Here is a 23,378-nt window from a genome sequence, read left to right on the forward strand (position 1 = left end):
TTTTAAATTAATTTATTATAAAATTACACATGGTGATGAGAATTTTCTAAAGCAAATTTAGCTGCTTCAAAATAACTTTTAGTATTAATTTTAATTTTTTTATAAGCCTTATCAAAAGCGGTGCCATGATCAACGCTTACGCGTATGATAGGTAAATTTAAGCTTACATTAATACTTTTATCAAAATACAAAGCTTTTAAAGGAGCAAGAGCAAGATCATGATACATAGCTATTAAGCGATTGCAGTTTTTTAAACCAGCCTTGGTAAAAGCTGTATCAGCTACTAAAGGATAGGGCAGATAAATACCCTTGCCTTTAAAATTTAAAAGCAGTTCTTTTTGCAAATTTTCATCTTTTAAAGCTTTTTGAAAAAATTTCTCATCTTTTTTTGAATATAAAAAAGCATTAACAAAGGCTATGGCTTTTTCCATGATTTTTTCTTCTTCTCCGCCTATAACTCCATAATCTCCAGCATGAGGATTAAAACCTAAAAGTCCAATTTTCTTAAAATGTGTTTGTTCGTAAAAGTCTTTTAAAAAGATGCTTAAATTTTTAAAAGTGATTTTTTTACTCACTTTAGCTAGAGGCACATGTTCGCTAAAAAGTCCTACAAAAAGTTCTTTACAACCTAACATCATAATGGCATTTTTTTTAAAAAAATCCCTTAGAGCATCAGTGTGTCCTTTGTATTTAAGTCCCGCATCTTCCCAAGCTTTTTTATGTATGGGTAGGGTAAGTAAGGCATGAGCATGTTTTTCATAGACAAAATAACTTGCTGCTTTAAAACTCAAAAAGCTATAAAGCCCACTTTTTGAGTCTATTTTTCCAGCTTTGATTTCAAAATTTTCATCCACTTTAAAGCCTAAAGGAAGACAAAAAGAATAAATTTCAAGAGAATTTTCATTCTTAAGGAATTTAAACTCATAATCTTTACTATCCTTGAAAACTATGATTTTCGCATTAAAAAGTTTTAAATTTAAAAGTTTTAAAGCTTTATCAAGCAAGCTTTCGTGGATAAAATAAAAAGGTGTACAGATTTTACTTAGTTCTTCATGAGAACGCACTAAAATTTCAAGCCCTATGCCGTTTATATCGCCTATACTAATGGCTAGTTTTTTCATCTTTTAACAAGTTCTTTCATTTCTAAAATAGCGTTTTGAAGTCCTGTAAATACAGATCTTGCTACAATGCTTTGTCCTATATTTAGCTCACAAATTTCTTTAATTTTTACTATAGGTTTTACATTTTTATAATTTAAACCATGTCCTGCAGCTACTTTCAAGCCAAGCTCTATGCCTTTTTTAGCACAGAGTGTTAAATTTTGTAATTCTTTTTCAAATTGAGTTTGTAAGGTTTTTTTATCTTGATCAAGTTCTTTTAAGGCAAAAGCAGTATGAGAGATATTGCTAAAAAGTGTGTTGTGTAAATTTGCATAATGTCCTGTATGAAGCTCTATAAATTCGGCTTTTAAAATTTTTGATTTTTCTATATTTTCTAAACTAGGATTGATAAAAAGTGAAACTTCAATGTTTGCATTTTGAAGTTTTTCTATGCTTTGTTTTAATTTAGCATGATTTAAACAAAGCCCCCCTTCTGTAGTAAGCTCTTCTCTTTTTTCAGGCACTAAAGTAACGCGGTGGGGTTTGAGTTTAAGAGCTAAATTTAAAATTTCATCATTTAAGGCACATTCTAAATTGATAGGGCTTTTGCAAAATTTTATAATATTTTCCAAGTCAAAATCTTGAGCATGACGGCGATCTTCTCTTACGTGTAAAGTGATCTGATCACCCCATTTAGCCGCTATAAAAGCAGCCTCTAAAAGATCAGGATCATTTACCATTCTAGCTTGTCTTAACACTGCGATATGATCGATATTTACACCTAAAAGCATATTTTTCCTTTAGAACTTTTTTGGTATTATACTATAAAATCAAACAAGGAAAGTCATGTTAGGTATAGATCTTGGTTCAAATACTTTAAGAGCAGTGCAAATGGATGAAAAATTAAATAAATTAAAAGAATATGAATTTGTCATTACTGCAGCGAAAAATCTAAATCAAAGTGGAGAAATTTCTAAAGAAGCTATACAAAGATTAAAAAATGCTTTGAGTATTTTAGCTAAAGATCAAGATTTAAGCAAAGCAAGAGCTGTAGCGACTGCAGCTTTTAGAAAAGCAAGCAATACAAATGAAATTTTTGCCAATCTCAAAGAAGAGTTTGGGATCGATTTTAAGCTTATAGATGCCAAAAGTGAAGCTAAGATCAGTGTTTTAGGTATGCGAGCAGGCTTGATAAAGCTTGGAATTTTGGGAGAATTTGCATATTGCGATTTAGGGGGTGCTTCTTGTGAGCTTTCTTTTAAGAAGAGTTTTAAAAGTTTTGATTTTGGTATTATTAGTTTTTATGAAAAAAACTATCTTTCTTACTATAAGTCTTGCATTTCTTATAAAAAATTGATAAAAAAATATCCTAAGTTTATCATAAATATTAAAGATAAAAAACTTAAAATTCATTTTTTAATCACAAATCCTTCTTTAAAATATTTAGCTTTTAAGGCTTTTGATGAGGTAGTAAAGATTAAAAAAGAACTTCATTCTTTAGGGGTTAAAACAGTGGTTTTAAATTCCGGAGTTCCTACTACACTTAGCGCATTAAAACAAAATATAAGTTATGAAAAGTATGAAGCAACTAGAGTAAATGGTAAAAAACTTTGCCATAAGGATTTTTTAAATTATGCTATTAAACTTTTTCATATGGAAGAAAAAAAGGCTATAAAAGAAGTAGGTATGATGAGAAAAAATTATTTGAGTGCAGGTTGTTTGCTGTTTTATGCTTTGTTTGATAAACATAAACTTCTAGTCATTGATGAGGGTTTAAGAGAGGGGGTTTGTTTAGCGAGTATGAAAAATATAAAATTTTAGTTTTTTTGAAATTCGAAAAAATGAAATTTTTCATCAAAATTAAAAAATAAAATTTTAGCTTGAGATAAAAAGCTTTCATAAGTTTTAATGTTTTTATTTTTTGTGTATTCTAATAAATCTTCAAAATCAAAATCCATTAAAGCAAGACTTTGTTTTTTAAAAGCTAAAAGTTTAAAATCATATTCTTTGGTGAGTTTTTGAAAATGAGTAAAATTAACATTATAAGTTAGATCGCTTTTACCGAAAAAATCTTTTAAAGATACTTCAAAAGGGCTAAAAACTTCGTGCTTTTGATAGATTCTTAAGCTAAAATTTTGCGCATTGAAAATTCCATAGTCAAATCCCGCAAATATAAATCTCTCGCAAGCTTGATCTAAATCTTTAAAAAAATTTTCAAGCTCTAAACTTAATTCTCCTTTTTTAAGCCCTAAAGCTTTGCATTTTGTGATCAAATTTTCATCCATATTTTTAAAAATAAGTTTAAAATTTTCTACAAATGCCATTTTATCATGATCTATAAGTTCGCAAGTAAAACTATCAAAAAGTTCATTGCAAAAGAAAAAAGCGTTTTTAAAATGGCATTCTTTAAGACTATTTTTGTGAGTAAATTCCACTCCTTCTAAAGTCTTTTTCTGTAAAGTTCTTAATTTTTCATGCGGTTCTATGATGAAAAAAGAAATTTGAGAAAAAATTTCAGGTCTTAATTCAAGCAAAGCGGCTAAAAAATCACGACTTAAATAGCCTTCATTAGCTCCTATTTCTACAAGTTCTAAAGGGGGTTGTAAAATTTTTTTATCTATTAAATTTAAAAAATGCTTAGCTAAAAGTGTGCCAAAAAGATTTCCTACACTTACAGCAGTAAAAAAATCTCCGTTTTTTCCTATACTTATGGCATTTTTATAGTAGCTTTCATGTAGCCAAACATGGAAAAAGTCACTAAATTTCATTGAAAAATAGCATTAAATTTGGATACAAAATCCAAAGGATCGACTTGTTTGCCTCCAGCTGAAATTCCAAAATGCAAATGCGGCCCACTTACCCTACCACTAGCCCCGCTAAGTCCTATAAGATCACCTTTTTTTATCTTTTGTCCTACTGTAACATCGATTTTAGAAAGATGATAGTATTGTGAATAAATTCCAAAACCATGATCAATGACTACTGAATTTCCTGCAAAATAACGATCTTTTGCAATTTTTACTATGCCTGAATTGGCTGCATAAATAGGTGTTCCTATAGCGGCTCTAAAGTCTGTTCCGCTATGATAACTTGCTACTTTTTCATTAAAAGTTCTTGCTTTGCCAAAATCACTTGTGATAAAAGAATTTAAGGGCATATTAAAAGCACCATTAAATAAAGCTTTTGGAGTATAAGAACTATAAATCGCATTGGCTTCTTTTAATTCTTTAGCAATGCGTTCTTGTACGGTTTTTGGCGGAAAAATCTTTTTGTTTTCAACTTGCAATTTTTCACTTTTATAATTGCCTTCTAAAGTTTTTATGAAAATTTCTTCTTTTTTATCTTTATAAAATGCGATAAGTTTGGCGTTTTTCGGGGGATTCTTGTAAGGTAAGGAAAAAATAGCTAGAATTTTTTCTTGATTTTTAGGATGTGCAAAGGTGAGAATATTTTTATCATTATTTTTCAAAGATAAAAAATCTTTCTTATCTAGTTCCAAAAATAAAGCTTGACCTTTAATGAGCTCTAAATTTTGAGCTCCAAAAAGCCAAAGAGTAAGGCTTAAAAAAAGCCATAAGGCTTTCATAGGCTTAACTCTTTAAGATCAGCGATTTTTAAAAACTCCGCATAAATTTCATAAACTAAAGCTTGGCGATTATTTTTAAGTTTTTCATCTTCAGCATTAATCATCACTTGATTAAAAAACTCGTCGATAAAAGGCTTAAGTGCAAAAAGATTTTCAAGTTTTTCTTGTAAAGAATTGGCTTTAGTTTTTTCTTGAAAAGCTTTGTAAAGTTTGCTTTCTGCTTCTTGAACAAAAAGACTTTCATCAACTTTGTGAGGATTTTTAGTGGCAATATTGGCTAGTCTTTTAAAGGTTGCAAAATTTTCATTAAAATTATCTTTTTTGCTAAGTTTTATAAGAGTATTTACACTTTGATTGATATGGATCAGATCTGTATTTTGTGAGCTTAAAACCGCTTTTACAAAAGAAGCATTGACCGTATAAAAAGTATAAAGTCTTTCAAAAATAAAATCTTTTAAAATTTGCATATCAAAGCTTTTATAATGGCTTGAAAGTTTTTCTAATAAAATTTGGATATCAAATTCTTTATTTAAATTTAAAGCGATTTTGATAATCCCGTTAGCAGCACGCCTTAAAGCATAAGGATCTTTTGTTCCACTTGGGATTTTTCCTATACTAAAAAGCCCTACAAGAGCATCAAGCTTGTTTGCAAGGGCTACTATGCTTGAAAATTCTGTACTTGGAAGTGGAGCTTGTTCCGAATTAGGAAGATATTGTTCTTTGATGGCTAAGCAAATTTCATAATCTAAGCCCATTTTTTGTGCATAATAACTTCCCATAATGCCTTGCAAATCAGTAAATTCATAAACCATTTGTGTAGCTAAGTCTGCTTTAGCGTATTTTAGTGCTGTGCTGATATTTTCGATTTTATCATTATGAAGCATTTGACATAAAATTTCAGCAATTTTAATCTCTCTTAAACTTTTATCTTGCATTGTGCCCAAACCTTCAAGATAGGTCATTTTGGTAAGTTTTTCAGGTTTTAAGCCAATTTGTAAATCATTTTGATAAAAAAACATTGCATCGCTAAGTCTTGCACGCAAAACTCTTTCATTTCCATATACGATTTTTGAATAATCTTTACATACTGCATTGCTTACTACTATAAAATGATTGCTTAAGCCTTTATCGTTAAAAACTGCGAAATAACGTTGATTTTCTCTCATTGAAGTGATGATTACTTCGCTAGGAATTTCTAAAAAATTTTCTTCAAAGCTTCCTAAAAGTGCATTAGGGTATTCTGTGATAGCAACTACTTCAGCTAAAAGTTCTTCATCCTCTCCAATTTGTATATTTTTTTGACTTTCTATGAGTTTAAATTGCTCAAGTATTTTTTCTTTTCTTTTGATTGGATCAAGGATAACATAATTTTTTTCTAGTAGTTCAAAATATTCTTTTGCATTGTTAAAATCTTGCAAATCATAGCTTACACTTCTGTGAATGAAAGTTTTTTTAGTACTTTTTACCCCATAACTTTGAAAATTTACAAGCTTATCATTTAAAATGCAAGCTATAGAACGGATCGCACGGATGAATTCAAAAGAATTTGCACCCCAGCGCATACTTTTGCCAAAACTAAGACTTTTTAGAAATTTATTTATCATTTCTCCTAAAATTTCTTGACTTTGTAAACCTTTAATAGCTTTTTGATGATATAAAACTTCTTTGCCTTTGATTTCTTTGAAAGTGAGTTCATTTTCACTGATGTTTGCTTTTTGCAAAAAACTTTGTCCCGCAGGAGTTAAAACCCCATCTTTATAAGCGACATTTTTAGGTGCTCCTATAAATTCAGCAAAGCTATCTTCTTGTTTGTCTGCAAAATTTTCATGAAAAAAAACTAAACGACGTGGAGTATAATAAAATTTAAAATCACTCACTAAGTGGTATTCTTCTAAAACATTTTTCCATTTTTTTTCTATGTTGTTTAATTCTTTTAGTAAAGGAATAGCAGGTAATTCTTCTGTGCCAATTTCTATTAACAATTCACTCATAATTTACTCTTTTTAAAATTTATTTCTAATTTTAACTAAAATTTCATTAAAAAACTTATAAATACTTTTGCAAAAAGCCTTTAAGTTCATTTGCATTGCTAAATTCATTTTCTTTTAAATCTTTTTGATACCATTTGGCATGAAAATAAGGCAAATTAGCATTTTTAGCACATTCTTTATCTTTTTGACTATCTCCTATAAAAACGCTTGTTTTATATGGAGCCTCGCTTTTTAAAAGCTCTAGCATCATAGGATGAGGTTTGGGTTCTATGCCTAAACTTACGCCTAAAATTTTATCAAAATAAGGAATGATTTGATGTTTTTTAAGTATGTTTGAAAGTGAGCTTTGTGGAGCATTAGTAGCAATAGCTAAAAAACAATTTTTGCTTTTTAAAAATTCTAAAAGCTCTTTTACTCCTTCAAAAAGCACCACGCTTTGTTCATAGTGTTTGACAAAATATTTTTCATAGCCTTCTTTAAAACTAGAATGATGGAAATTTTCTATATTATAAAGTTCTTTTGCCCAGTCTATATTTGGAGTATTGATGGTTTGCATAATGATTTCTCTTGAAAGTGGGCCTAGGTTTAAATCCTGTCTTATTTCATTAACTGCACAAGAAATGGCGTTTGCGCTATCAATTAAAGTTCCATCCATATCAAAAAATACATTAATCATTCATAATCCTTTAAATAATTTTTATGTTTTTCTTTTTTCTCACCTTGTTTTTTTTGCTTATCCAAAGCATTGGCAAGATTTAAAAGTTCGCTTTTTTCTTTGGAAAAATCTAAACAAGCATTGACAAAAAATTCAAGATTTTTTGCATAGGTTGAGTTAAGATTTACCGCGGGATTTTTTTCAAAAAATTTAGCATTTTTTAACATTCTTTCTTCAAATTTAGTTTTATCAAAATCTTCTTTTTTAAGTGCAGATATAGCACCATTGAAAAATTTTTCAAGATTTCTTAGGTATTTTACGCGTAAGGCTTTTTCTTCATTTTTTGTCAAAATTCTTCCTTAGGTATTTTTGTGAATACGGCATTCTAGCGCTTCTTGAACTAAATTTCTAGCGATTACTTTTTCAGAGCGAATGATGCGTATATTTTCATCTATGCTTGAAAAAAGCATCTTTTTCAAAGTTCCATTTACATGAATGATGGTGTCTATAGGTTTTGGATAATTAGCTAGTACTTGACATAAAATTTCAAGTTTAGTTTCATTTGTAACTGTGATAATGGCTACGGCACATTCTTCTATGTTAGCAATTTTTAAGGTTTCTTCTTGAGCAGCATTAGCAAAAACGACATTTTCACCCCGACTAACTCCAAGTTCTACTAAATTTAAATCACTTTCTAAAACAAGATAAGGCACACCTGTGTTTTTGAGTTTTTGTACGACTTCTTGCCCCAAGCGTCCGTAGCCAAAAACAACAAGATGATTTTTAAGCTTGATATTACTGTCAATATTTTGCACAGCGTTGGTATTAAGTGCTATATCTTCTACAACATTAGTAATTTTTCTTATATTGTTTAAAATAAAAGGCGTGATAATCATGGTTAAAATAGAAACAACAATTAAAATTTGTGAAGTTTTGATATCAAGCATATTTTTTGCTTGCAAAAGAGAAAAAATTGCTAGTGCAAATTCGCCAATTTGTGCTATAGCAAAAGCTGTTTTAAGCGCTACTCTTTTTTTGGTGTAAAGAAATAAAAAGCCAAAAACTATACCAAATTTTAAAGCCATTACAAGAAGGGTTAAAACTACAATTAAAAACCAATTTTGCGCTACTACATCAAGTTGAATTTGCATACCTACAGTTATGAAAAAAAGTCCTAAAAGCAAATCTCTAAATGGGATTAAATCTGCTTCAATTTTATGCTTATATTTTGTTTCTGCTATTAAAGCTCCCGCTATAAAAGCTCCTAAAGAATAAGAAAATCCAAAATAATTTGCTAAAAAACTTGCTCCAATAATCATAAATAAAACAGTGCTAATAAAAATTTCTTGAGAAGAAGTGCGGATAATAAGTCTAAAAATTTTATCCACTAGATATTTACCTATGAAAAATAATAAAGCAATTAAGATAAGTGCTGAAATTAAAGTAGTAAAAAGGAGTTTTTCTATGTTTTGATTGTTGGATGAAAAAATATCTACAAGCAAAAGCAAAGGAATAACAGCTATATCTTGAAAAAGCAAAATTCCCAATGCTTTTCTGCCATATTGTTCATTTATATCGCCATTATCATTTAAAATTTTAAGTACCACTGCGGTTGAAGAAAGTGCTAGTGCAAAGCCTACTATGGTAGCGCTTTTATCTCCAAGTCCTAAAATTCCTATGACAAGTAGCATAAAAACAAAGCCACAAGTAAGCATCTGCAAAGATCCGTTTAAAAAAACTTCTTGTTTCATTGCCATTAAATGCTTAAAAGAAAATTCAAGCCCTATGGTAAACATTAAAAATACTATACCAAATTCGGCTATATGGGTAATTTCGCCTTTGCCACTTAAATGATAAATTTCAGAAATAATTTCTCCAGCAGCTATATATCCAATGATAGTTGGAATTTCAAATTTTTTAAATATGACATTTAAAACTATAGCTATAGCAACGGTAATTAAAAAAATTTCTAAAAAATTATCCATTGTTTTTTATTTTTTCTCATAAAAAATCAAATCAAAGCTATTTTTATGCTTGACAATGGCTTTGCTAGCCGCTTCTTTATCTTGTTGTTTACTTAATTCTAAGCGTAGTTCATCGATTAAATTTTCAAATTCGTGAAGCTGGTTTTTCAATTTTAAGATAACATCTACTCCAGCAAGATTGATTCCCATATCTCTTGTTAAACGCAATATAAGTTTAATACGGTCAATATCTCTTTGAGAATAAAGTCTTATTTTGCCATCAGTTCTACTTGGTTCTATCAATCCTTCTCTTTCGTATTGTCTTAAGGTTTGTGGATGTATGCTTAAAACTTTAGCCACAACACTGATTAAATATACAGGTTCATCATAATGGTGTTCCATATTTTATTCCTTTCTTTAAGGTAATTTTTCTTTTAAGAGTTCTATAAATTTTTCATCAAGAGTATCTAAATTTGGTAAAACAACATTTAAAATCAAATACATATCTCCATAAATATCACTTTTTCTATTTTGCACCCCATAACCTTTTAAACGAATTTTTTGGTTATTTTTTGAATTAGGCGTTATGTTAATTGTCGCTTCTTCCTTGCCTTCTTTGAGTGTTTTTATATTTATTTTTCCACCAAAAAGTGCAGTTTTTAAAGAAATATCAACCTTTTGATATAAATCATCATCTTCTCTTGTGTAGATAGGACTTTCTTCTATTTTTACAATAATGATTAAATCGCTTCTAGATCCATTTCTACTTTGTTTTCCTTTAGAGCGAATTCTTAGTTTCTCGCCTTCTTTTATACCGTGTGGAATTTTAAATTTAATGGTTTCGCCTTGAAAATTAAAACTATGTTCTCCGCCTTTAACAGCTTTTTCGAAAGGAATATGAAGTTCTAGATTGCTGTCTAAATTTTCTTCTTCAAATCCTCCAAATCCTCCAAAACCACTGCTAAAACCTTTTGAAGAAAAGCCGTTAAACCCCCCTCTTGAGCGTCCACCAAAACCTCCTCCAAAGAGATCTTTTAAAATATCGTCTAAATTTACCCCGCCAGCATTTCTTGAAAAATCATGAAAACTTTGTCCACCAAACATAGAATCGCCGTATTGGTCATACTGAGCTCGTTTTTTTTCGTCGCTTAAAATTTCATAAGCAGCATTAATTTCTTTAAATTTTTCTTCCGCACCTTTTTCTTTGTTGATGTCAGGATGATATTTTCTAGCTAGGCGACGGTAAGCTTTTTTTATTTCATCTGCACTAGCGTTTTTGCTAACTCCAAGAGTTTCGTATAAACTATTCATGTTATATTTCCTTAAAAATTTTTACTTGATTATATAAAGGATTAAATTATAACATAAACTTTAGCCTAAGTCAATCAAGTTTTATAAATTTTTATCACTCAAGGTTTTATTTACAATTTTGTAAATTTTCGGTTTTATACTATGAAGACAGTAAAATATTTTACGAGATAATTTATCTTTAAAAACAAAAGGAAATGAAAATGAAAAAGATTTTTTTATCATTAAGTTTAGCGAGTGCTTTATTTGCTGCAAGTATTAATTTTAACGAATCAACTACGATGGCTAATCGTGTGAATCCTGCTGCTGGAAATGCAGTGCTTTCTTATCATGATTCTATTAAAGATGCAAAAAAATCAGTGGTTAATATTTCCACTGCAAAAACTATTACAAGAGCGAATCGTCCAAGCCCTTTGGATGATTTTTTTAATGATCCTTATTTTAAACAATTTTTTGATTTTGATTTTCCTCAAAGAAAAGGAAAAAATGATAAAGAAGTAGTAAGTTCTTTAGGATCAGGAGTGATTATTTCAAAAGATGGTTATATAGTAACTAATAATCATGTTGTAGATGATGCTGATACGATTGCAGTAAATTTACCAGGAAGCGATACAGAATATAAAGCAAAACTTATAGGTAAAGATCCAAAAACAGATTTGGCTGTTATAAAAATAGAGGCTAATAATCTTTCAGCTATTACTTTTACAAATTCTGATGATTTAATGGAAGGAGATGTTGTTTTTGCACTTGGAAATCCTTTTGGAGTTGGTTTTAGCGTTACAAGTGGGATAATATCTGCTTTAAACAAAGACAATATAGGCTTAAATCAATATGAAAATTTTATACAAACAGATGCTTCTATTAATCCAGGAAATTCAGGCGGAGCTTTGGTGGATAGTCGTGGATATTTAGTAGGTATTAATTCAGCTATTCTTTCTCGTGGCGGTGGAAATAACGGCATAGGCTTTGCTATACCTTCAAATATGGTTAAAGATATAGCTAAAAAACTTATTGAAAAAGGCAAGATTGATAGAGGATTTTTGGGTGTGACTATTTCAGCTTTGCAAGGTGATACTAAAAAAGCTTACAAAAATCAAGAAGGAGCTTTAATCACTGATGTTCAAAAAGGTTCAAGTGCTGATGAAGCAGGGCTTAAGCGTGGAGATTTAGTTACTAAAGTTAATGATAAGGTTATAAAAAGTCCTATTGATCTTAAAAATTATATAGGAACTTTAGAGATTGGTCAAAAAATTTCATTAAATTATGAAAGAGATGGGGAAAATAAACAAACAAGTTTTACCCTTAAAGGTGAAAAAGAAAACCCTAAAGGTATGCAAAATGATCTGATTGATGGTCTGAGTTTGAGAAATTTAGATCCAAGACTTAAGGATCGTTTGCAAATTCCAAAAGATGTTAATGGTGTTTTGGTTGATAGTGTTAAAGAAAAGAGCAAAGGAAAAAATTCTGGTTTCCAAGAGGGTGATATTATCATAGGTATTGGACAAAGTGAAATTAAAAATCTAAAAGATTTAGAACAAGCCTTAAAACAAGTTAATAAAAAAGAATTTATTAAAGTTTGGGTATATCGCAATGGCTTTGCAACTTTACTTGTGCTTAAATAAAAATAACGGAAGGATTTTCCTTTCGTTATAAATTTTAGTTTAAAATTAAAATTAACTTTAAAATAAAGGAAAACTATGACAAATATCCTTATGATAGAAGATGATTTAGAATTAGCAGAAATTACAGCTGAATATTTGGAAAAATTTGATATGAAAGTTGATATAGCACATGAACCTTATATAGGCCTTTCTAAGCTCGCATTAAAAGAGTATCAGCTTATCATTTTAGACCTTTCTTTGCCAGGGCTTGATGGGCTTGAAGTGTGTGAAGAGATTCGTAAAAAGTATGATACGCCTATTATTATTTCAAGTGCAAGACATGATATTACAGATAAGGTTAATGCTTTAGAGCTTGGAGCAGATGATTATTTACCAAAACCTTATAATCCAAAAGAATTACAAGCACGTATTAAAAGTCATTTAAGACGTATTTCAAATACAAAAAGTGCTATAGCAAAAAGTGTAAAAGATCTTGTTTATGATCAATATAAACATATTATTACCATGAAAGGACAAGAACTTACTTTAACTAATGCTGAATTTGATATTTTAAGCTATTTGATTAAAAAAGAGGGTGGGGTAGTAAGTCGTGAAGAACTTGTTTATAATTGTTCTTCTATTAGTGAAGATTCTAGTAATAAAAGTATAGATGTTATTATTAGTAGAATTCGTCAAAAAATGGGAGATGATCCAAAAACTCCAAAATATATTCATTCTATCCGTGGAATAGGTTATAAACTTACTCAATGAACAAATCTTCAATTTTTTATACTATAACTTTTATTTTTATTTTTGCTGGAGTTAGTGTTATACTCGGTTTTTTGTGGCTTATAGAATACGATCAACAAAATTATACTAGAGAATTAAACACTAAATATTCTTTGATAGCTAATGCAAGGCTTTTAAATTTTGCAGGAGTTATCAGTGAAAAAGAATTTGAAGAGCAGACAAAAAATTATAATAAAATGGATGAAATAATAGAAGCAAAACAAATTCGTAGAATTCTTTTTAGGGGTGAAGTTTTGGCTAGAGTTGAGGTTAATAATGGCTTGATCGAGATTATTTCTTATAATAGACAAGTATATTTAAATATCATTTATGATGGAAAAGTCTATCTTTATAAAGATCAAGATTATCAAACCTATAGGTATTTTATTATCAAAGCTATAGCTGTAGCTGTGATTTGTATTCTTGTGTTGCTTTATATTTATATATTTAAAAAATTAAAACCACTTAAAAGACTTAAAAAACAAATTGATAAATTTGCCCAAGGAAAGCTTAATGATATAGAAGATGTAAGCACTGGAGTGGATGAAATTTCGCAAGTAAGTGAAGCTTTTTATCAAGCCATTGTTCAAATTCGGAAGTTAAACCAATCTCGTCAGTTTTTCTTAAGAAATATTATGCATGAACTCAAAACTCCTATTACCAAAGGTCTTTTAACCTTAGAAATGATAGAAGATAATAAATATAAAGAACGACTAAATGGAGTTTTTACTAGGCTTGAAATTTTAATTAATGAATTTGCTGCAATTGAACAAATTACTTCAGGTGCAGCTTTTATAAATAGAAAGAAATATAATATTTTGGATGTTTTGGATGAAGCCAAAGAAATTGCAATGCGAGATGATAGCAATATACGTATTTTTATGGAGGAAAGTTTTTTTGTAAATGTGGATTTTAAACTTTTTACTACAGCGATTAAAAATATGATAGATAATGGTATTAAACATTCTGAAGATGGGTTTGTGCAAATTGATATTATAGATGATTATATTTGTTTTAAAAATCGTGGTCCTGAGCTTAACAATACTTTAGAATACTATACTCAAGCTTTTACTCAAGGATCAAAACAAAAATCAAGTTTTGGATTAGGGCTTTATATTGTAAATACTATTTTAGAAACACATGGAATGAAGCTTGATTATTTATATGAAGATGGGGTAAATTTGTTTTATTTTAGAAATTTAAAAAGTGTTATTGTTAAGGAGTAAATTAATTTTTTGCATAAAAAATGCATTTTTGTGCAAAAACCCTTGACAAAGTTTTTTAATTTCACTATAATCACATTTTACTTTTAAATATTCCGGATTAGCTCAGCGGTAGAGTAGTCGGCTGTTAACCGATTGGTCGTAGGTTCGAATCCTACATCCGGAGCCACTTTTTTAACTCCATTTTTAATATTCATAAATGTATTTTAATATAAAAAATTAATAAGTCTTTATCACAAAAAATTGTGATAAAGTTTTTATTTTATTTGTTTAAGGTTTTTGACAATCTTGTCTATTTTTTTACTCGCCTTTTGATAATCCCCATCTTTAAGTTCTTCTAGGGCTTCAATAGCAAAATCAAAATCACCAAGTTCGTTATCGTTAGAATCTTCTTGGAGGTTTTTGACAATCTTGTCTATTTTTTTACTCGCCTTTTGATAATCCCCATCTTTAAGTTCTTCTAGGGCATTAACAGCAAAAGAAAAATCTTCAACTTCATTAAGATAAGCCTCTATGGCTTCTTTTACTATGGCTGATTTTGGCTTAGAAAGATTTTTACTTAAATTATCCAAACGCTCCTTAAGCTCTAAAGGCATTCTAAAAGAATAAGTTTTTACATTGTATTTCATTTTATCCTCCTTAAGAATGTTTTTTATAAAATTTTATAGCTTGTTTACAAGTTTTACAAGTAAATTTGTGACCTTGTAGTTCTATTTTTTGATGAATATTATAAGGAACATCATGAAATTTACTTGGACAATTACAAGTGTAAAGATAAAATTGTGGACGCTCATTATCTTCATCTTCTGCTGCTTCAAAGCTAACATCACCACCATCATCTGTAGATAAAGAAGAACTTCTCCATTTTTCAACTTTCATGTCTTCATATAGTATGTGCTCTAAAAGCCACTTTTTAGCGACTATATAAAGTTTTTCTTTAAGATCATTGGTTGATTTGATATCTTTGATTAAATTAATCATGGTTTGAATGATTTCTTTATGTGTTTTTCGATGTTCTTCTAAATTTGGATAGCCTATTAGCTGCATGTATTTTTCTTCATCATTAAAGTGATCTTTCATATAATTAAAAAATTCAGCTAGAAGCTCTTTGACTTCATTTTTACTTACAGATCTATCTGATACAACTTCAACTTTTGCAGCAAGTTCAAAAAGCTTTTTATGTTGCTCATCAATTTTAGCATTGTGCACACTATAGCTGTTATCCCATTTTGGAAGCATTTTAACTCCTTAAGGAAAAATTTATTTATATAAAAGGATTATAGATAAAAATAAATTAAATAAAAATGAAATTTTATTAAATAATTGATAAGAATTTTGATACAATGATATATATTTAAGAGATTTGAAGTTAGAAAGATTTAAATTATGGCTGCTAAAATTTTACTTTTAGAAGATGATTTGAGCTTGAGTGAGATCATTGAAGAGTTTTTAAACGATGAAGGATATGAAGTATTTTTATGCGATAATGCGCAAGAAGCTTTAGATATGGCTTATGAAAGATATTTTGATCTTTGGATTTTAGATGTAAAAGTTCCTTTAGGGGATGGATTTTCATTGCTTAAAGAATTGCGAAAAAGTGGAAAGCAGACCCCAGCAATTTTCATGACTTCTTTAAACACAACAAACGATTTAAAACAAGGCTTTGATGCAGGTTGTGATGATTATATAAAAAAACCTTTTGAACTTGCCGAATTATCTATTAGAGTTAAAGCTTTGCTTAAAAGAGCTTTTTCACATAAAAATGAAGATTTTGAAGATTTAGGGGACGGATTTAGATTTGAATTTACTGCACAAATTCTTTACCATAATAATAAAGCCTTGACTTTACCGAGTAAAGAAATTAAACTTTTGTCTTTATTGCTTAAAAATAAAAACAACTTTTTAAGCACAGAGAGAATTTTTGAAGAACTCTGGGATTATGATGAGGAGCCTAGTGAGTTAAGTTTAAGGGCTTATGTGAAAAATTTACGTAAAATTTTGGGAAAAGAAAAAATTATAAATCAAAGAGGCAGAGGATATTGCTATGGCTAAAAAAGTTATTAGGCAAATTTTATTAATCTACTTAACAACTACAGGTATTTTTTTAACTATTTTGTTTGCATTATGGTATCAAAAATTATATGAAGAATTGGTTGTTTTAAAGGGTGCCACTTTAAGAGAAAATCATAGAAATATTGTTATAAGCATCTTAAATTCTCGTTTCACCCCTATAGATATAAGTGCAAAAAATATTGCTCAAAGCACAGCATTAAAATTTGCTATATTTGATGCTAAAAAGATTATTTTTAGTAATATAGATTTTGATTTAAGAAAAGCAAAGATAGAGCTTAAAGGTAGAGGTATTTGCGATAATAAGGTTTTTTTCCTTGCTCCTATGAGTGCGGATCATTATTTTCTAAGACATGCTAGCAATGAAGAAGTAAATACTAACGATGGTTTGCAAATTTTAATACAGGGTGAAGATGTTGGCAAAGATCTTTTTTGGATTAGAACGAAAGTTTTTGGTTTTACTATTATGGCTTTTTGTATATTGGGCTTAATATCTTATATTTTAGTAAAAATTGCTCTAAAGCCTTTAGAGGATAAAATCAGCACACTAAATCGTTTTATTAAAGATTCAACTCATGAGCTCAATACCCCATTAAGTGTTATTTTGATGAGTATAGAACAACTTGAGCATCAAAATTTAGGAGATAATGCTAAATTTACAAGGATTAAGCTTGCTGCAAAAAGTTTGTCTCAAGTGTATTCTGATCTTGTTTTTTATAATTTCCCTAATACTTTAGAAACAGAAAAACAAAAATTTGATTTAAGAATACTACTTGAAGAAAGATTGGAATATTTTAAAGTATTTTTTGATCAAAAAAAAATTATGCTAAAGCTTGATTTAAATCAAGCAAATATTTTTGCTCCTAAAAGTCAAATTTCTAAATTGATTGATAATCTTATAAGCAATGCTATTAAATACAATAAAAAAGGTGGGGTAATTTCTATAATTTTAAAAGCCAATTTTTTAAGTATTGCGGATACAGGTTGTGGAATTTCAAAGTCAAATTTAAATCATATTTTTGATAGGTATACAAGATTTAATACCGATCAAGGAGGATTTGGCATAGGGCTTTCTTTGGTAAAAAAAGTTTGTGATGATAATAATATTAAGATTATTTGTAAATCTATAGAAAATCAAGGGAGTGTTTTTAAATTAAATTGGTAATCAGCAAGGATTTTCCTTGCTGATAAGAGATTAGAGCAGATATTACATCATTCCGCCCATGCCACCCATTCCTCCCATACCGCTCATATCTGGCATAGCAGGTTTATCTTCTTTAATTTCGCTAATTGTTGCTTCTGTGGTTAAAAGCATACTAGCTACAGAAACTGCATTGAGTAAAGCTACTCTTTCTACTTTAACAGGATCGATAATTCCACTTTCGAGCATATTAACATATTCACCTTTTGCAGCATCAAATCCTGTATTTTCATCTTTGGCATTTTCTACGCTATTTACAACCACACCTGCATCAAATCCTGCATTTTCAGCAATTTGTCTTAAAGGTGCTCTTAAAGCTCTTTCAACGATAGCTGCGCCGATTGCTTCATCACCTTTTAAATCAAGTTTGATTTTAGCTTTTGCTTTGATAAGCGCTGCACCACCACCGATTACTATACCTTCTTCAACTGCTGCTTTAGTAGCACTTAAAGCATCATCAACGCGATCTTTTTTCTCTTTCATTTCAGTTTCAGTTGCTGCACCTACTTTAATAACTGCAACACCGCCACTTAATTTTGCAAGTCTTTCTTGTAATTTTTCTCTATCATAATCTGAAGTTGTTTCAGCAATTTGTGCTTTGATTTGATTTATTCTTGCATCGATATTTGCTTTTTCACCTGCGCCATTTACTATGGTTGTATTGTCTTTATCGATGATTACACTAGAAGCTTGTCCAAGATCTTGTATAGTTGCACTTTCAAGAGTTCTTCCAAGTTCTTCAGAAATCACTTCTCCGCCTGTTAAAATCGCTATATCTTCAAGCATAGCTTTTCTTCTATCGCCAAAACCTGGAGCTTTTACTGCTGAAATATTAAGAACACCGCGAAGTTTATTTACAACCAAAGTTGCAAGTGCTTCACCTTCAATATCTTCAGCGATAATTAAAAGTGGCTTGCCTGTTTTTTGAATTTGTTCTAAAACCGGTAATAAATCTTTTAAATTTGCAATTTTTTTATCAAAAAGCAGGATATAAGGGCTTGAAAGTTCTACTGTCATTTTTTCTGCATTAGTGATAAAATAAGGGCTTAAATAACCTCTATCAAATTGCATACCTTCAACTACATTTAATTCATCATTGATTGATTTTGCCTCTTCAACAGTGATAACACCATCTTTACCCACTTTTTCCATAGCATCAGCGATTAAATTTCCGATTTTTTCATCAGAGTTGGCTGAAATTGTAGCAACTTGTGCAATTTCTTTTTTATCTTTTACTTCACGAGAAAGTTTTTTAAGTTCTGCTACTATAGCTTCGCAAGCTTTATCCATACCTCGTTTTACTTCGATAGGATTTGCACCTGCTGTGATATTTCTTAAACCTTCTTTGAAAATTGCATGAGCTAAAACCGTTGCAGTAGTTGTTCCATCGCCTGCTTGATCAGCTGTTTTACTCGCTACTTCTCTTACAAGTGAAGCACCCATATTTTGAAGACTATCTTTAAGTTCTACTTCTTTAGCAACACTTACGCCATCTTTAGTAATACTTGGAGCACCAAAGCTTTTTTGGATTAAAACATTGCGCCCACGTGGTCCCATTGTTACTTTTACTGCATCGTTAAGTTTTTTAACACCTTCGTAAAGTTTGTTTCTTGCTTCATCTGAAAAAATAATTTCTTTTGCCATTTTCTATCCTTTTATAAATTATTTTAAAATTCCTAAAATATCATCTAAATTTAAAACTAAATATTCACTATTGTCAAGTTTGATTTCTGTTCCGCCGTATTTGGCAAATACGATTTTATCACCATTTGCGATATCAGCAATTTCTTTGCTTACTGCTACTACTTCACCCATTAAAGGTTTTTCTTTAGCATTATCTGGTATAATTATGCCTGAGGCTGTTGTTTTAGTTTCTTCTACGCGTTTAACTAGAACACGCTTTCCTAAAGGTTGAAAATTCATTTTTGTCCATCCTTAAAAATATTGATTTTAGCACTCTTTTATTTAGAGTGATAATATCATACTATAAAAAATGAATTTTGTCAATACTTTAAATTAAAATATTTATAAAAGTTTAGTTTTATAGACTAAAGTTATTTTATAAAATAAACTAAAGGATAAAAATGAAAAAGATTTTTTATGGAGCTATAGCTTTTGTTGTTGTACTTTTAATTGTTATTTATACCATACTTTTCACAAGTTTTGGTAATAATATAATGGCAAATATAGCGCAAAAAAAGATCAAAGAAAGTGCAGGATTGGATGTAAATATCACGCATTTTAATTTGCGTTTTTCAAGTCTTGAATTGCAAGCAAATATCGCAAATATGGCAGATTTTAATCTTAAAGGAGCTTTGAGCCCTTTTAAACTTGGGTTTGATCTTGATTATATCATCTCTTTAAATCAAAATTATGCTAAAAATTTAGGTTTAAATTTAAATCAAAACCTTTCTTTTGGCGGTAAAATTCAAGGTAAAGCAAGTGATTTTACTTTAGATGGAAAGGGTTATTTGTTAGGTTCAAATGTACTTTTAAATGCAAGAATGTATAATTACAGCCCTATTGCTTTAAATTTAGATGCACAAAATCTTAAGATAGAAGAAATACTTCATCTTTTATCTTACCCTAGTTACGCTAAAGGTTTTTTAAATGCTCAAGCAAAAATTTCAGCACAGAATTTAAAACCTGATGGAAATATTATCATAAAACTTGATACAAATTATATAAACTATGAGGCGATAAAAAAAGATTTTTCTTTAGACTTGCCTTTAAATTCTAATCCTAAAGTAGAAATTTTGGCCAATGTTAAAGAAGATAAGATTTATGCTGTAAGTAAAATTTATAATGATTATCTTAACTTACAAATCCAAAAAACTCTTTATGATATTAGTAAGAATACTTTAAGTACGGATTTTAATTTAAGCATTCCTTCTCTTGCAAAGCTTGAAAAACTTACAAAAACTAGACTAAATGGTAGTTTGGGTGTGATAGGTCAAACAAGTGTTGTAAATAATGCCTTATCAAGTTTCAATGCTCAAGTTATCGGACTTGGTGGTGAGGTAAAGGCAAGTTTGAAAAATAATAAAATTTTTGCAGATATTAATGAAGCAAGCTTGGAAAAATTATTAGCTCTTGCAGGATATGGAGCTTTGGTTTCTGGAAATTTAAATGCTAAACTTCTAAATGCGGATTTGGATTTTTCTAATTTCGATCTTGAAGCAAAAATAAACAATGCAAAGATTAACACCAATGAGCTTAAAAAAATAGCTAAAATAGAACTTCCAAATGCAATTTTTAGTCTTGATGCTAAAGCAAATGCAAAAAATAGCAATATTTCTTACAATGCTTTACTTGCTTCAAATTTGCTTAATATCAAAAAACTTCAAGGAACTTATAATTTAAAAAACAGTGAGTTAAATACAGATTTAAATGCTTTTATTGATGACTTGTCTCAGTTTAGTGCTATAGCAGGGCAAAAATTACAAGGTAAGGCAAATCTTAATGCAAAAGCTCATATTGTAGGCACTCAAATACAAAATTTAAATGCAAATGCAAATTTGGCAGATGGTGTAATCAAGGTTGATTCAAATGGTAAAAAACTTGATTTAAACATTGATAAACTTGATTTATCTAAACTTTTTGTTATAGCAGGTATGCCAAATTACGCCAGTGGGATTATTAATGCAAAAGTTAATTTAGATAATATCGATTTTAACAACCTTAATGGTAAAGCAAATTTAGAAGCTAAAGGCATTTTAAATGCTGCAACTTTAAGTAAAATTTTAAATAAAAATTTTCCAAACAATACAAGCTATGATTTAAATACTAAAATTAATTTTAAAAACAATATCGCTCAATTTGATTCTGTTTTAAATTCATCTTTAGCTGATCTTACAAAACTACAAGGAAGTTTTGATATAAGCAAAATGCTTTTAAATTCGGATTTTAATCTAAAGATAAATGATTTTTCAAAACTAGGCTTTTTATTGGATAGAAAACTTAAAGGCAAGGCAGAATTTAATGGAAAGGTAGGTTTTGATAAGAATTTAAATTTTGTTGTAAATAGTCCAAATTTATTTGAAGGTAGGCTTCAAAGTACGCTTAAAGATAACCTTTTACTTGCCGATTTAAACGGAGTGGATTTAAGTAGTCTAGCTCAAGGTTTGGATTTTATGGATGTTTATCAAGGTAAAGCAGATGTGAAGGCAAATTACAATCTTTTAAGCGAAGAAGGCGAGGTTAATTTGGATATGAAAGAGGGTAAATTAAAACCAAGTCTTATTACTAATGCTTTAAAAATTTTAATGCTAAAAGATATTACAAATGATGTTTATCGCACTGCTAATGTTAAAACTTTGATTAAAAAAGAAAATATCAAGCTTGATCTTAATATGCAAGCAGATCGTTCTTATATTTTAGTACAATCAGGAGTTTTAAATTCTAAAAGTGGAGCTTTAAATTTGCCTTTTGATATTAAACTCGATAGGGCTAATTTTAAAGGAAGTATTACAGGAACTACGGAAAATCCTAAAGTAAATTTAAATGCAGGAAGTGTGTTAAATTCTATTAAAAATGTAGTAGGTGGCGGTGTGAGTGATGGTGCTAAAAGTACAGGTGATAAAGTAGATAAAGCGGTGAATAAATTATTAAATAAGATTTTTTAAGGTAAAAAATGTTTAATGGACTCATAAGAGAAATTGCTAAAGTTCAATCTTATCAAAACAATACTTTAAGCTTAAAAGCAAAATATCGCCCAAATCTTGGCGATAGTATAGCCGTAAATGGAGCTTGTTTGAGTGTGACAAAACTTTATGAAGGAGGTTTTGAAGTGGAACTTTCTCGTGAAAGTCGCACTCATATAGCTATAGAAAATTTAAAAGATAAAGTTCATATAGAACCTGCTTTAAGATATGGCGATAGAATTGATGGACATCTTATGCAAGGACATATTGATTTTATCGGCATACTTGAAAAAATTCAAAAAGATGAAAATGGAGTGGATTTTCATATATCTTTACCCAAAGAAGCTATGAAATTTATGGTAGTAAAAGGGAGTATAGCTGTTGATGGGGTAAGCCTTACCATCAATGAAATTTTAAAAAATGGTATTAGGCTTACTATTATTCCTATTACTTTTAAAGAAACGCTTTTTAAAGACTATCAAGTAAGTAGAAAAATAAATATAGAAAGCGATTTGCTTGCTCGTTATATTTATGCACAATTACAAGGTAAAAACAAAGGATTGTCATGGGAAGAAGTGGAAAGAATTTCTTATCTTTATTAGAAAATGATAAAGTCAGTATTTTTTGCGCTTTTGATAAGGATTATAATATTTTTAGAGCTAAGGTTTATAATGAGAATTTATTTTCTCATTTAGGTTTTAAAAATATTGAAAAATGTGTTTTTATGGATCAAATTCACTCTCATAAAGTTATTATTTATGATGAAAATTTAAAAAATCTTAGCTGCGATGGGCTTATAAGTAAAGAAAAAAATATCGCTCTTTGTGTTTTAAGTGCGGATTGTCTGCCTTTGATTTTATATCACGAAAATGGCATTATAGCAGCTTTGCATTCAGGTAGAAAAGGAAGCTTTGAAAATATCCTAAAAGAATGCGTTGATCAAATTACTATGCAAAATTCACATTTAGATAAGAATAAATTTCATCTTTTTATCCTACCTGGAATTTGTGCTAAAAATTATGAAATAGATGGAGAAATTTTAGAATTTGCCAAAAAAGAATTTAAAGAATTTGTTCAAGACAATAAACTTGATTTAAAAGCTTTAGTAAAATTTCAAGCGCAAAATTTAGGCATTGAAAATATTAAAGATTGTGGAATTTGTAGCTTTGGTGATAAGAGCTTTTTTTCTTATCGTCGTGATAAAACGACTAAGCGTTTTGTGAGTGTGGTTTATTTGAAGGATTAAA

At 29.4% G+C, this 23,378-nt stretch carries 22 protein-coding genes, 1 tRNA gene and 1 pseudogene; 10 read left to right on the plus strand and 14 right to left on the minus strand.

Annotated features, from left to right (window positions below; genetic code table 11):
* Nucleotides 1-23 precede the first annotated feature (23 nt).
* A complete protein-coding gene (gene pdxA / locus ACOTU8_RS00550) occupies nt 24-1,121 on the minus strand; it encodes a 4-hydroxythreonine-4-phosphate dehydrogenase (protein WP_422341334.1) in 1,098 nt (365 codons plus the stop codon).
* Entirely contained in the window at nt 1,118-1,891 is a 774-nt protein-coding gene (gene pdxJ / locus ACOTU8_RS00555; protein WP_422341335.1) for a pyridoxine 5'-phosphate synthase, read from the minus strand. The genes pdxA and pdxJ overlap by 4 nt, the downstream gene beginning before the upstream one ends.
* Nucleotides 1,892-1,946: 55 nt before the next feature.
* Here pdxJ and ACOTU8_RS00560 point away from each other — a divergent pair, with 55 nt between their 5' ends.
* Nucleotides 1,947-2,921 carry a Ppx/GppA family phosphatase gene (locus ACOTU8_RS00560; RefSeq protein ID WP_422341336.1) on the plus strand — a complete coding sequence of 325 codons (975 nt, stop codon included), beginning with the start codon at nt 1,947-1,949 and terminating at the stop codon, nt 2,919-2,921.
* Here the strand turns inward: ACOTU8_RS00560 and ACOTU8_RS00565 are convergent.
* Genes ACOTU8_RS00565 through cbpA form a run of 8 tightly spaced genes read right to left on the minus strand, consistent with a single transcriptional unit; the run spans nt 2,918 to nt 10,607 of the window.
* Complete coding sequence (locus tag ACOTU8_RS00565; protein ID WP_422341337.1) at nt 2,918-3,868, minus strand: SAM-dependent methyltransferase; 951 nt, start codon at nt 3,866-3,868, stop codon at nt 2,918-2,920. The genes ACOTU8_RS00560 and ACOTU8_RS00565 overlap by 4 nt on opposite strands.
* Entirely contained in the window at nt 3,865-4,686 is an 822-nt protein-coding gene (locus ACOTU8_RS00570; protein WP_422341338.1) for a M23 family metallopeptidase, read from the minus strand. Before ACOTU8_RS00570 ends, ACOTU8_RS00565 begins: the two co-directional genes overlap by 4 nt.
* Nucleotides 4,683-6,677 (minus strand): glycine--tRNA ligase subunit beta, encoded by a 1,995-nt coding sequence (glyS, locus tag ACOTU8_RS00575; RefSeq protein WP_422341339.1) that lies wholly within the window; start codon nt 6,675-6,677, stop codon nt 4,683-4,685. The genes ACOTU8_RS00570 and glyS overlap by 4 nt, the downstream gene beginning before the upstream one ends.
* Before the next feature lie 55 nt (nt 6,678-6,732).
* Entirely contained in the window at nt 6,733-7,353 is a 621-nt protein-coding gene (locus tag ACOTU8_RS00580) for an HAD family hydrolase (RefSeq protein WP_422341340.1), read from the minus strand.
* Nucleotides 7,350-7,682 carry a hypothetical protein gene (locus tag ACOTU8_RS00585; protein ID WP_002853180.1) on the minus strand — a complete coding sequence of 111 codons (333 nt, stop codon included), beginning with the start codon at nt 7,680-7,682 and terminating at the stop codon, nt 7,350-7,352. The genes ACOTU8_RS00580 and ACOTU8_RS00585 overlap by 4 nt, the downstream gene beginning before the upstream one ends.
* A 9-nt stretch (nt 7,683-7,691) precedes the next feature.
* A complete protein-coding gene (kefB, locus tag ACOTU8_RS00590) occupies nt 7,692-9,317 on the minus strand; it encodes a cation:proton antiporter (RefSeq protein WP_422341341.1) in 1,626 nt (541 codons plus the stop codon).
* A gap of 6 nt (nt 9,318-9,323) precedes the next feature.
* Nucleotides 9,324-9,698 carry a heat shock protein transcriptional repressor HspR gene (gene hspR, locus ACOTU8_RS00595; RefSeq protein ID WP_038817227.1) on the minus strand — a complete coding sequence of 125 codons (375 nt, stop codon included), beginning with the start codon at nt 9,696-9,698 and terminating at the stop codon, nt 9,324-9,326.
* A gap of 15 nt (nt 9,699-9,713) precedes the next feature.
* Entirely contained in the window at nt 9,714-10,607 is an 894-nt protein-coding gene (cbpA, locus tag ACOTU8_RS00600; RefSeq protein WP_422341342.1) for a DnaJ C-terminal domain-containing protein, read from the minus strand.
* Nucleotides 10,608-10,807: 200 nt separating this feature from the next.
* On the opposite strand from cbpA, the gene htrA reads away from it, so the two are divergent.
* The 4 genes from htrA (at nt 10,808) to ACOTU8_RS00620 (ending at nt 14,386) form a co-directional block, all read left to right on the plus strand.
* Nucleotides 10,808-12,226, plus strand: coding sequence for a serine protease HtrA (htrA, locus tag ACOTU8_RS00605; protein WP_422341343.1), 1,419 nt, complete (start codon nt 10,808-10,810; stop codon nt 12,224-12,226).
* Nucleotides 12,227-12,301: 75 nt separating this feature from the next.
* Complete coding sequence (locus ACOTU8_RS00610) at nt 12,302-12,976, plus strand: response regulator transcription factor (protein WP_002777451.1); 675 nt, start codon at nt 12,302-12,304, stop codon at nt 12,974-12,976.
* Nucleotides 12,973-14,220 carry an ArsS family sensor histidine kinase gene (locus ACOTU8_RS00615; protein WP_422341344.1) on the plus strand — a complete coding sequence of 416 codons (1,248 nt, stop codon included), beginning with the start codon at nt 12,973-12,975 and terminating at the stop codon, nt 14,218-14,220. The genes ACOTU8_RS00610 and ACOTU8_RS00615 overlap by 4 nt, the downstream gene beginning before the upstream one ends.
* A gap of 91 nt (nt 14,221-14,311) precedes the next feature.
* Nucleotides 14,312-14,386, plus strand: a tRNA-Asn gene (locus ACOTU8_RS00620).
* Between the two features lie 220 nt (nt 14,387-14,606).
* Here the strand turns inward: ACOTU8_RS00620 and ACOTU8_RS00625 are convergent.
* Together ACOTU8_RS00625 and ACOTU8_RS00630 are read right to left on the minus strand one after the other, a co-directional pair.
* Nucleotides 14,607-14,846 (minus strand): annotated as a pseudogene (locus ACOTU8_RS00625) (ribbon-helix-helix domain-containing protein); the annotation flags it as partial.
* A gap of 10 nt (nt 14,847-14,856) precedes the next feature.
* Nucleotides 14,857-15,456: a bacteriohemerythrin gene (locus tag ACOTU8_RS00630; RefSeq protein WP_422341345.1), complete on the minus strand. Its 600-nt coding sequence runs from the start codon at nt 15,454-15,456 to the stop codon at nt 14,857-14,859.
* A gap of 147 nt (nt 15,457-15,603) precedes the next feature.
* Here ACOTU8_RS00630 and dccR point away from each other — a divergent pair, with 147 nt between their 5' ends.
* Nucleotides 15,604-16,269 carry a two-component system response regulator DccR gene (gene dccR, locus ACOTU8_RS00635; protein ID WP_422341346.1) on the plus strand — a complete coding sequence of 222 codons (666 nt, stop codon included), beginning with the start codon at nt 15,604-15,606 and terminating at the stop codon, nt 16,267-16,269.
* Complete coding sequence (dccS, locus tag ACOTU8_RS00640; protein ID WP_422341347.1) at nt 16,262-17,452, plus strand: two-component system sensor histidine kinase DccS; 1,191 nt, start codon at nt 16,262-16,264, stop codon at nt 17,450-17,452. Before dccR ends, dccS begins: the two co-directional genes overlap by 8 nt.
* A gap of 42 nt (nt 17,453-17,494) precedes the next feature.
* Here dccS and groL read toward each other — a convergent pair whose 3' ends face one another.
* Nucleotides 17,495-19,132, minus strand: a complete 1,638-nt coding sequence (gene groL / locus ACOTU8_RS00645) for a chaperonin GroEL (protein WP_422341348.1) — start codon at nt 19,130-19,132, stop codon at nt 17,495-17,497.
* An 18-nt stretch (nt 19,133-19,150) separates the two neighbouring features.
* Entirely contained in the window at nt 19,151-19,411 is a 261-nt protein-coding gene (gene groES, locus ACOTU8_RS00650) for a co-chaperone GroES (protein ID WP_422341349.1), read from the minus strand.
* Nucleotides 19,412-19,572: 161 nt separating this feature from the next.
* Here groES and ACOTU8_RS00655 point away from each other — a divergent pair, with 161 nt between their 5' ends.
* Genes ACOTU8_RS00655 through ACOTU8_RS00665 form a run of 3 tightly spaced genes read left to right on the plus strand, consistent with a single transcriptional unit; the run spans nt 19,573 to nt 23,377 of the window.
* Nucleotides 19,573-22,113 carry a hypothetical protein gene (locus tag ACOTU8_RS00655; RefSeq protein WP_422341350.1) on the plus strand — a complete coding sequence of 847 codons (2,541 nt, stop codon included), beginning with the start codon at nt 19,573-19,575 and terminating at the stop codon, nt 22,111-22,113.
* Nucleotides 22,114-22,121: 8 nt separating this feature from the next.
* Complete coding sequence (locus ACOTU8_RS00660; RefSeq protein ID WP_422341351.1) at nt 22,122-22,733, plus strand: riboflavin synthase; 612 nt, start codon at nt 22,122-22,124, stop codon at nt 22,731-22,733.
* Nucleotides 22,697-23,377, plus strand: a complete 681-nt coding sequence (locus tag ACOTU8_RS00665) for a polyphenol oxidase family protein (RefSeq protein WP_422341352.1) — start codon at nt 22,697-22,699, stop codon at nt 23,375-23,377. Before ACOTU8_RS00660 ends, ACOTU8_RS00665 begins: the two co-directional genes overlap by 37 nt.
* The last annotated feature ends 1 nt before the right edge of the window (nt 23,378 follow it).

This window comes from Campylobacter jejuni, assembly GCF_049221745.1.
Taxonomy (GTDB): domain Bacteria; phylum Campylobacterota; class Campylobacteria; order Campylobacterales; family Campylobacteraceae; genus Campylobacter_D; species Campylobacter_D jejuni_E.

Excerpts from the sequence above, each read along its gene's own strand:
- pdxA (WP_422341334.1), bottom strand. The coding sequence starts at position 1,121 with ATGAAAAAACTAGCCATTAGTATAGGCGATATAAACGGCATAGGGCTT.
- dccS (WP_422341347.1), top strand. The coding sequence starts at position 16,262 with ATGGCTAAAAAAGTTATTAGGCAAATTTTATTAATCTACTTAACAACT.
- ACOTU8_RS00570 (WP_422341338.1), bottom strand. The coding sequence starts at position 4,686 with ATGAAAGCCTTATGGCTTTTTTTAAGCCTTACTCTTTGGCTTTTTGGA.
- ACOTU8_RS00565 (WP_422341337.1), bottom strand. The coding sequence starts at position 3,868 with ATGAAATTTAGTGACTTTTTCCATGTTTGGCTACATGAAAGCTACTAT.
- groES (WP_422341349.1), bottom strand. The coding sequence starts at position 19,411 with ATGAATTTTCAACCTTTAGGAAAGCGTGTTCTAGTTAAACGCGTAGAA.
- ACOTU8_RS00580 (WP_422341340.1), bottom strand. The coding sequence starts at position 7,353 with ATGATTAATGTATTTTTTGATATGGATGGAACTTTAATTGATAGCGCA.
- dccR (WP_422341346.1), top strand. The coding sequence starts at position 15,604 with ATGGCTGCTAAAATTTTACTTTTAGAAGATGATTTGAGCTTGAGTGAG.
- hspR (WP_038817227.1), bottom strand. The coding sequence starts at position 9,698 with ATGGAACACCATTATGATGAACCTGTATATTTAATCAGTGTTGTGGCT.
- kefB (WP_422341341.1), bottom strand. The coding sequence starts at position 9,317 with ATGGATAATTTTTTAGAAATTTTTTTAATTACCGTTGCTATAGCTATA.
- groL (WP_422341348.1), bottom strand. The coding sequence starts at position 19,132 with ATGGCAAAAGAAATTATTTTTTCAGATGAAGCAAGAAACAAACTTTAC.
- pdxJ (WP_422341335.1), bottom strand. The coding sequence starts at position 1,891 with ATGCTTTTAGGTGTAAATATCGATCATATCGCAGTGTTAAGACAAGCT.
- glyS (WP_422341339.1), bottom strand. The coding sequence starts at position 6,677 with ATGAGTGAATTGTTAATAGAAATTGGCACAGAAGAATTACCTGCTATT.
- ACOTU8_RS00560 (WP_422341336.1), top strand. The coding sequence starts at position 1,947 with ATGTTAGGTATAGATCTTGGTTCAAATACTTTAAGAGCAGTGCAAATG.
- ACOTU8_RS00630 (WP_422341345.1), bottom strand. The coding sequence starts at position 15,456 with ATGCTTCCAAAATGGGATAACAGCTATAGTGTGCACAATGCTAAAATT.
- ACOTU8_RS00615 (WP_422341344.1), top strand. The coding sequence starts at position 12,973 with ATGAACAAATCTTCAATTTTTTATACTATAACTTTTATTTTTATTTTT.
- ACOTU8_RS00665 (WP_422341352.1), top strand. The coding sequence starts at position 22,697 with ATGGGAAGAAGTGGAAAGAATTTCTTATCTTTATTAGAAAATGATAAA.
- htrA (WP_422341343.1), top strand. The coding sequence starts at position 10,808 with ATGAAAAAGATTTTTTTATCATTAAGTTTAGCGAGTGCTTTATTTGCT.
- cbpA (WP_422341342.1), bottom strand. The coding sequence starts at position 10,607 with ATGAATAGTTTATACGAAACTCTTGGAGTTAGCAAAAACGCTAGTGCA.
- ACOTU8_RS00610 (WP_002777451.1), top strand. The coding sequence starts at position 12,302 with ATGACAAATATCCTTATGATAGAAGATGATTTAGAATTAGCAGAAATT.
- ACOTU8_RS00655 (WP_422341350.1), top strand. The coding sequence starts at position 19,573 with ATGAAAAAGATTTTTTATGGAGCTATAGCTTTTGTTGTTGTACTTTTA.
- ACOTU8_RS00660 (WP_422341351.1), top strand. The coding sequence starts at position 22,122 with ATGTTTAATGGACTCATAAGAGAAATTGCTAAAGTTCAATCTTATCAA.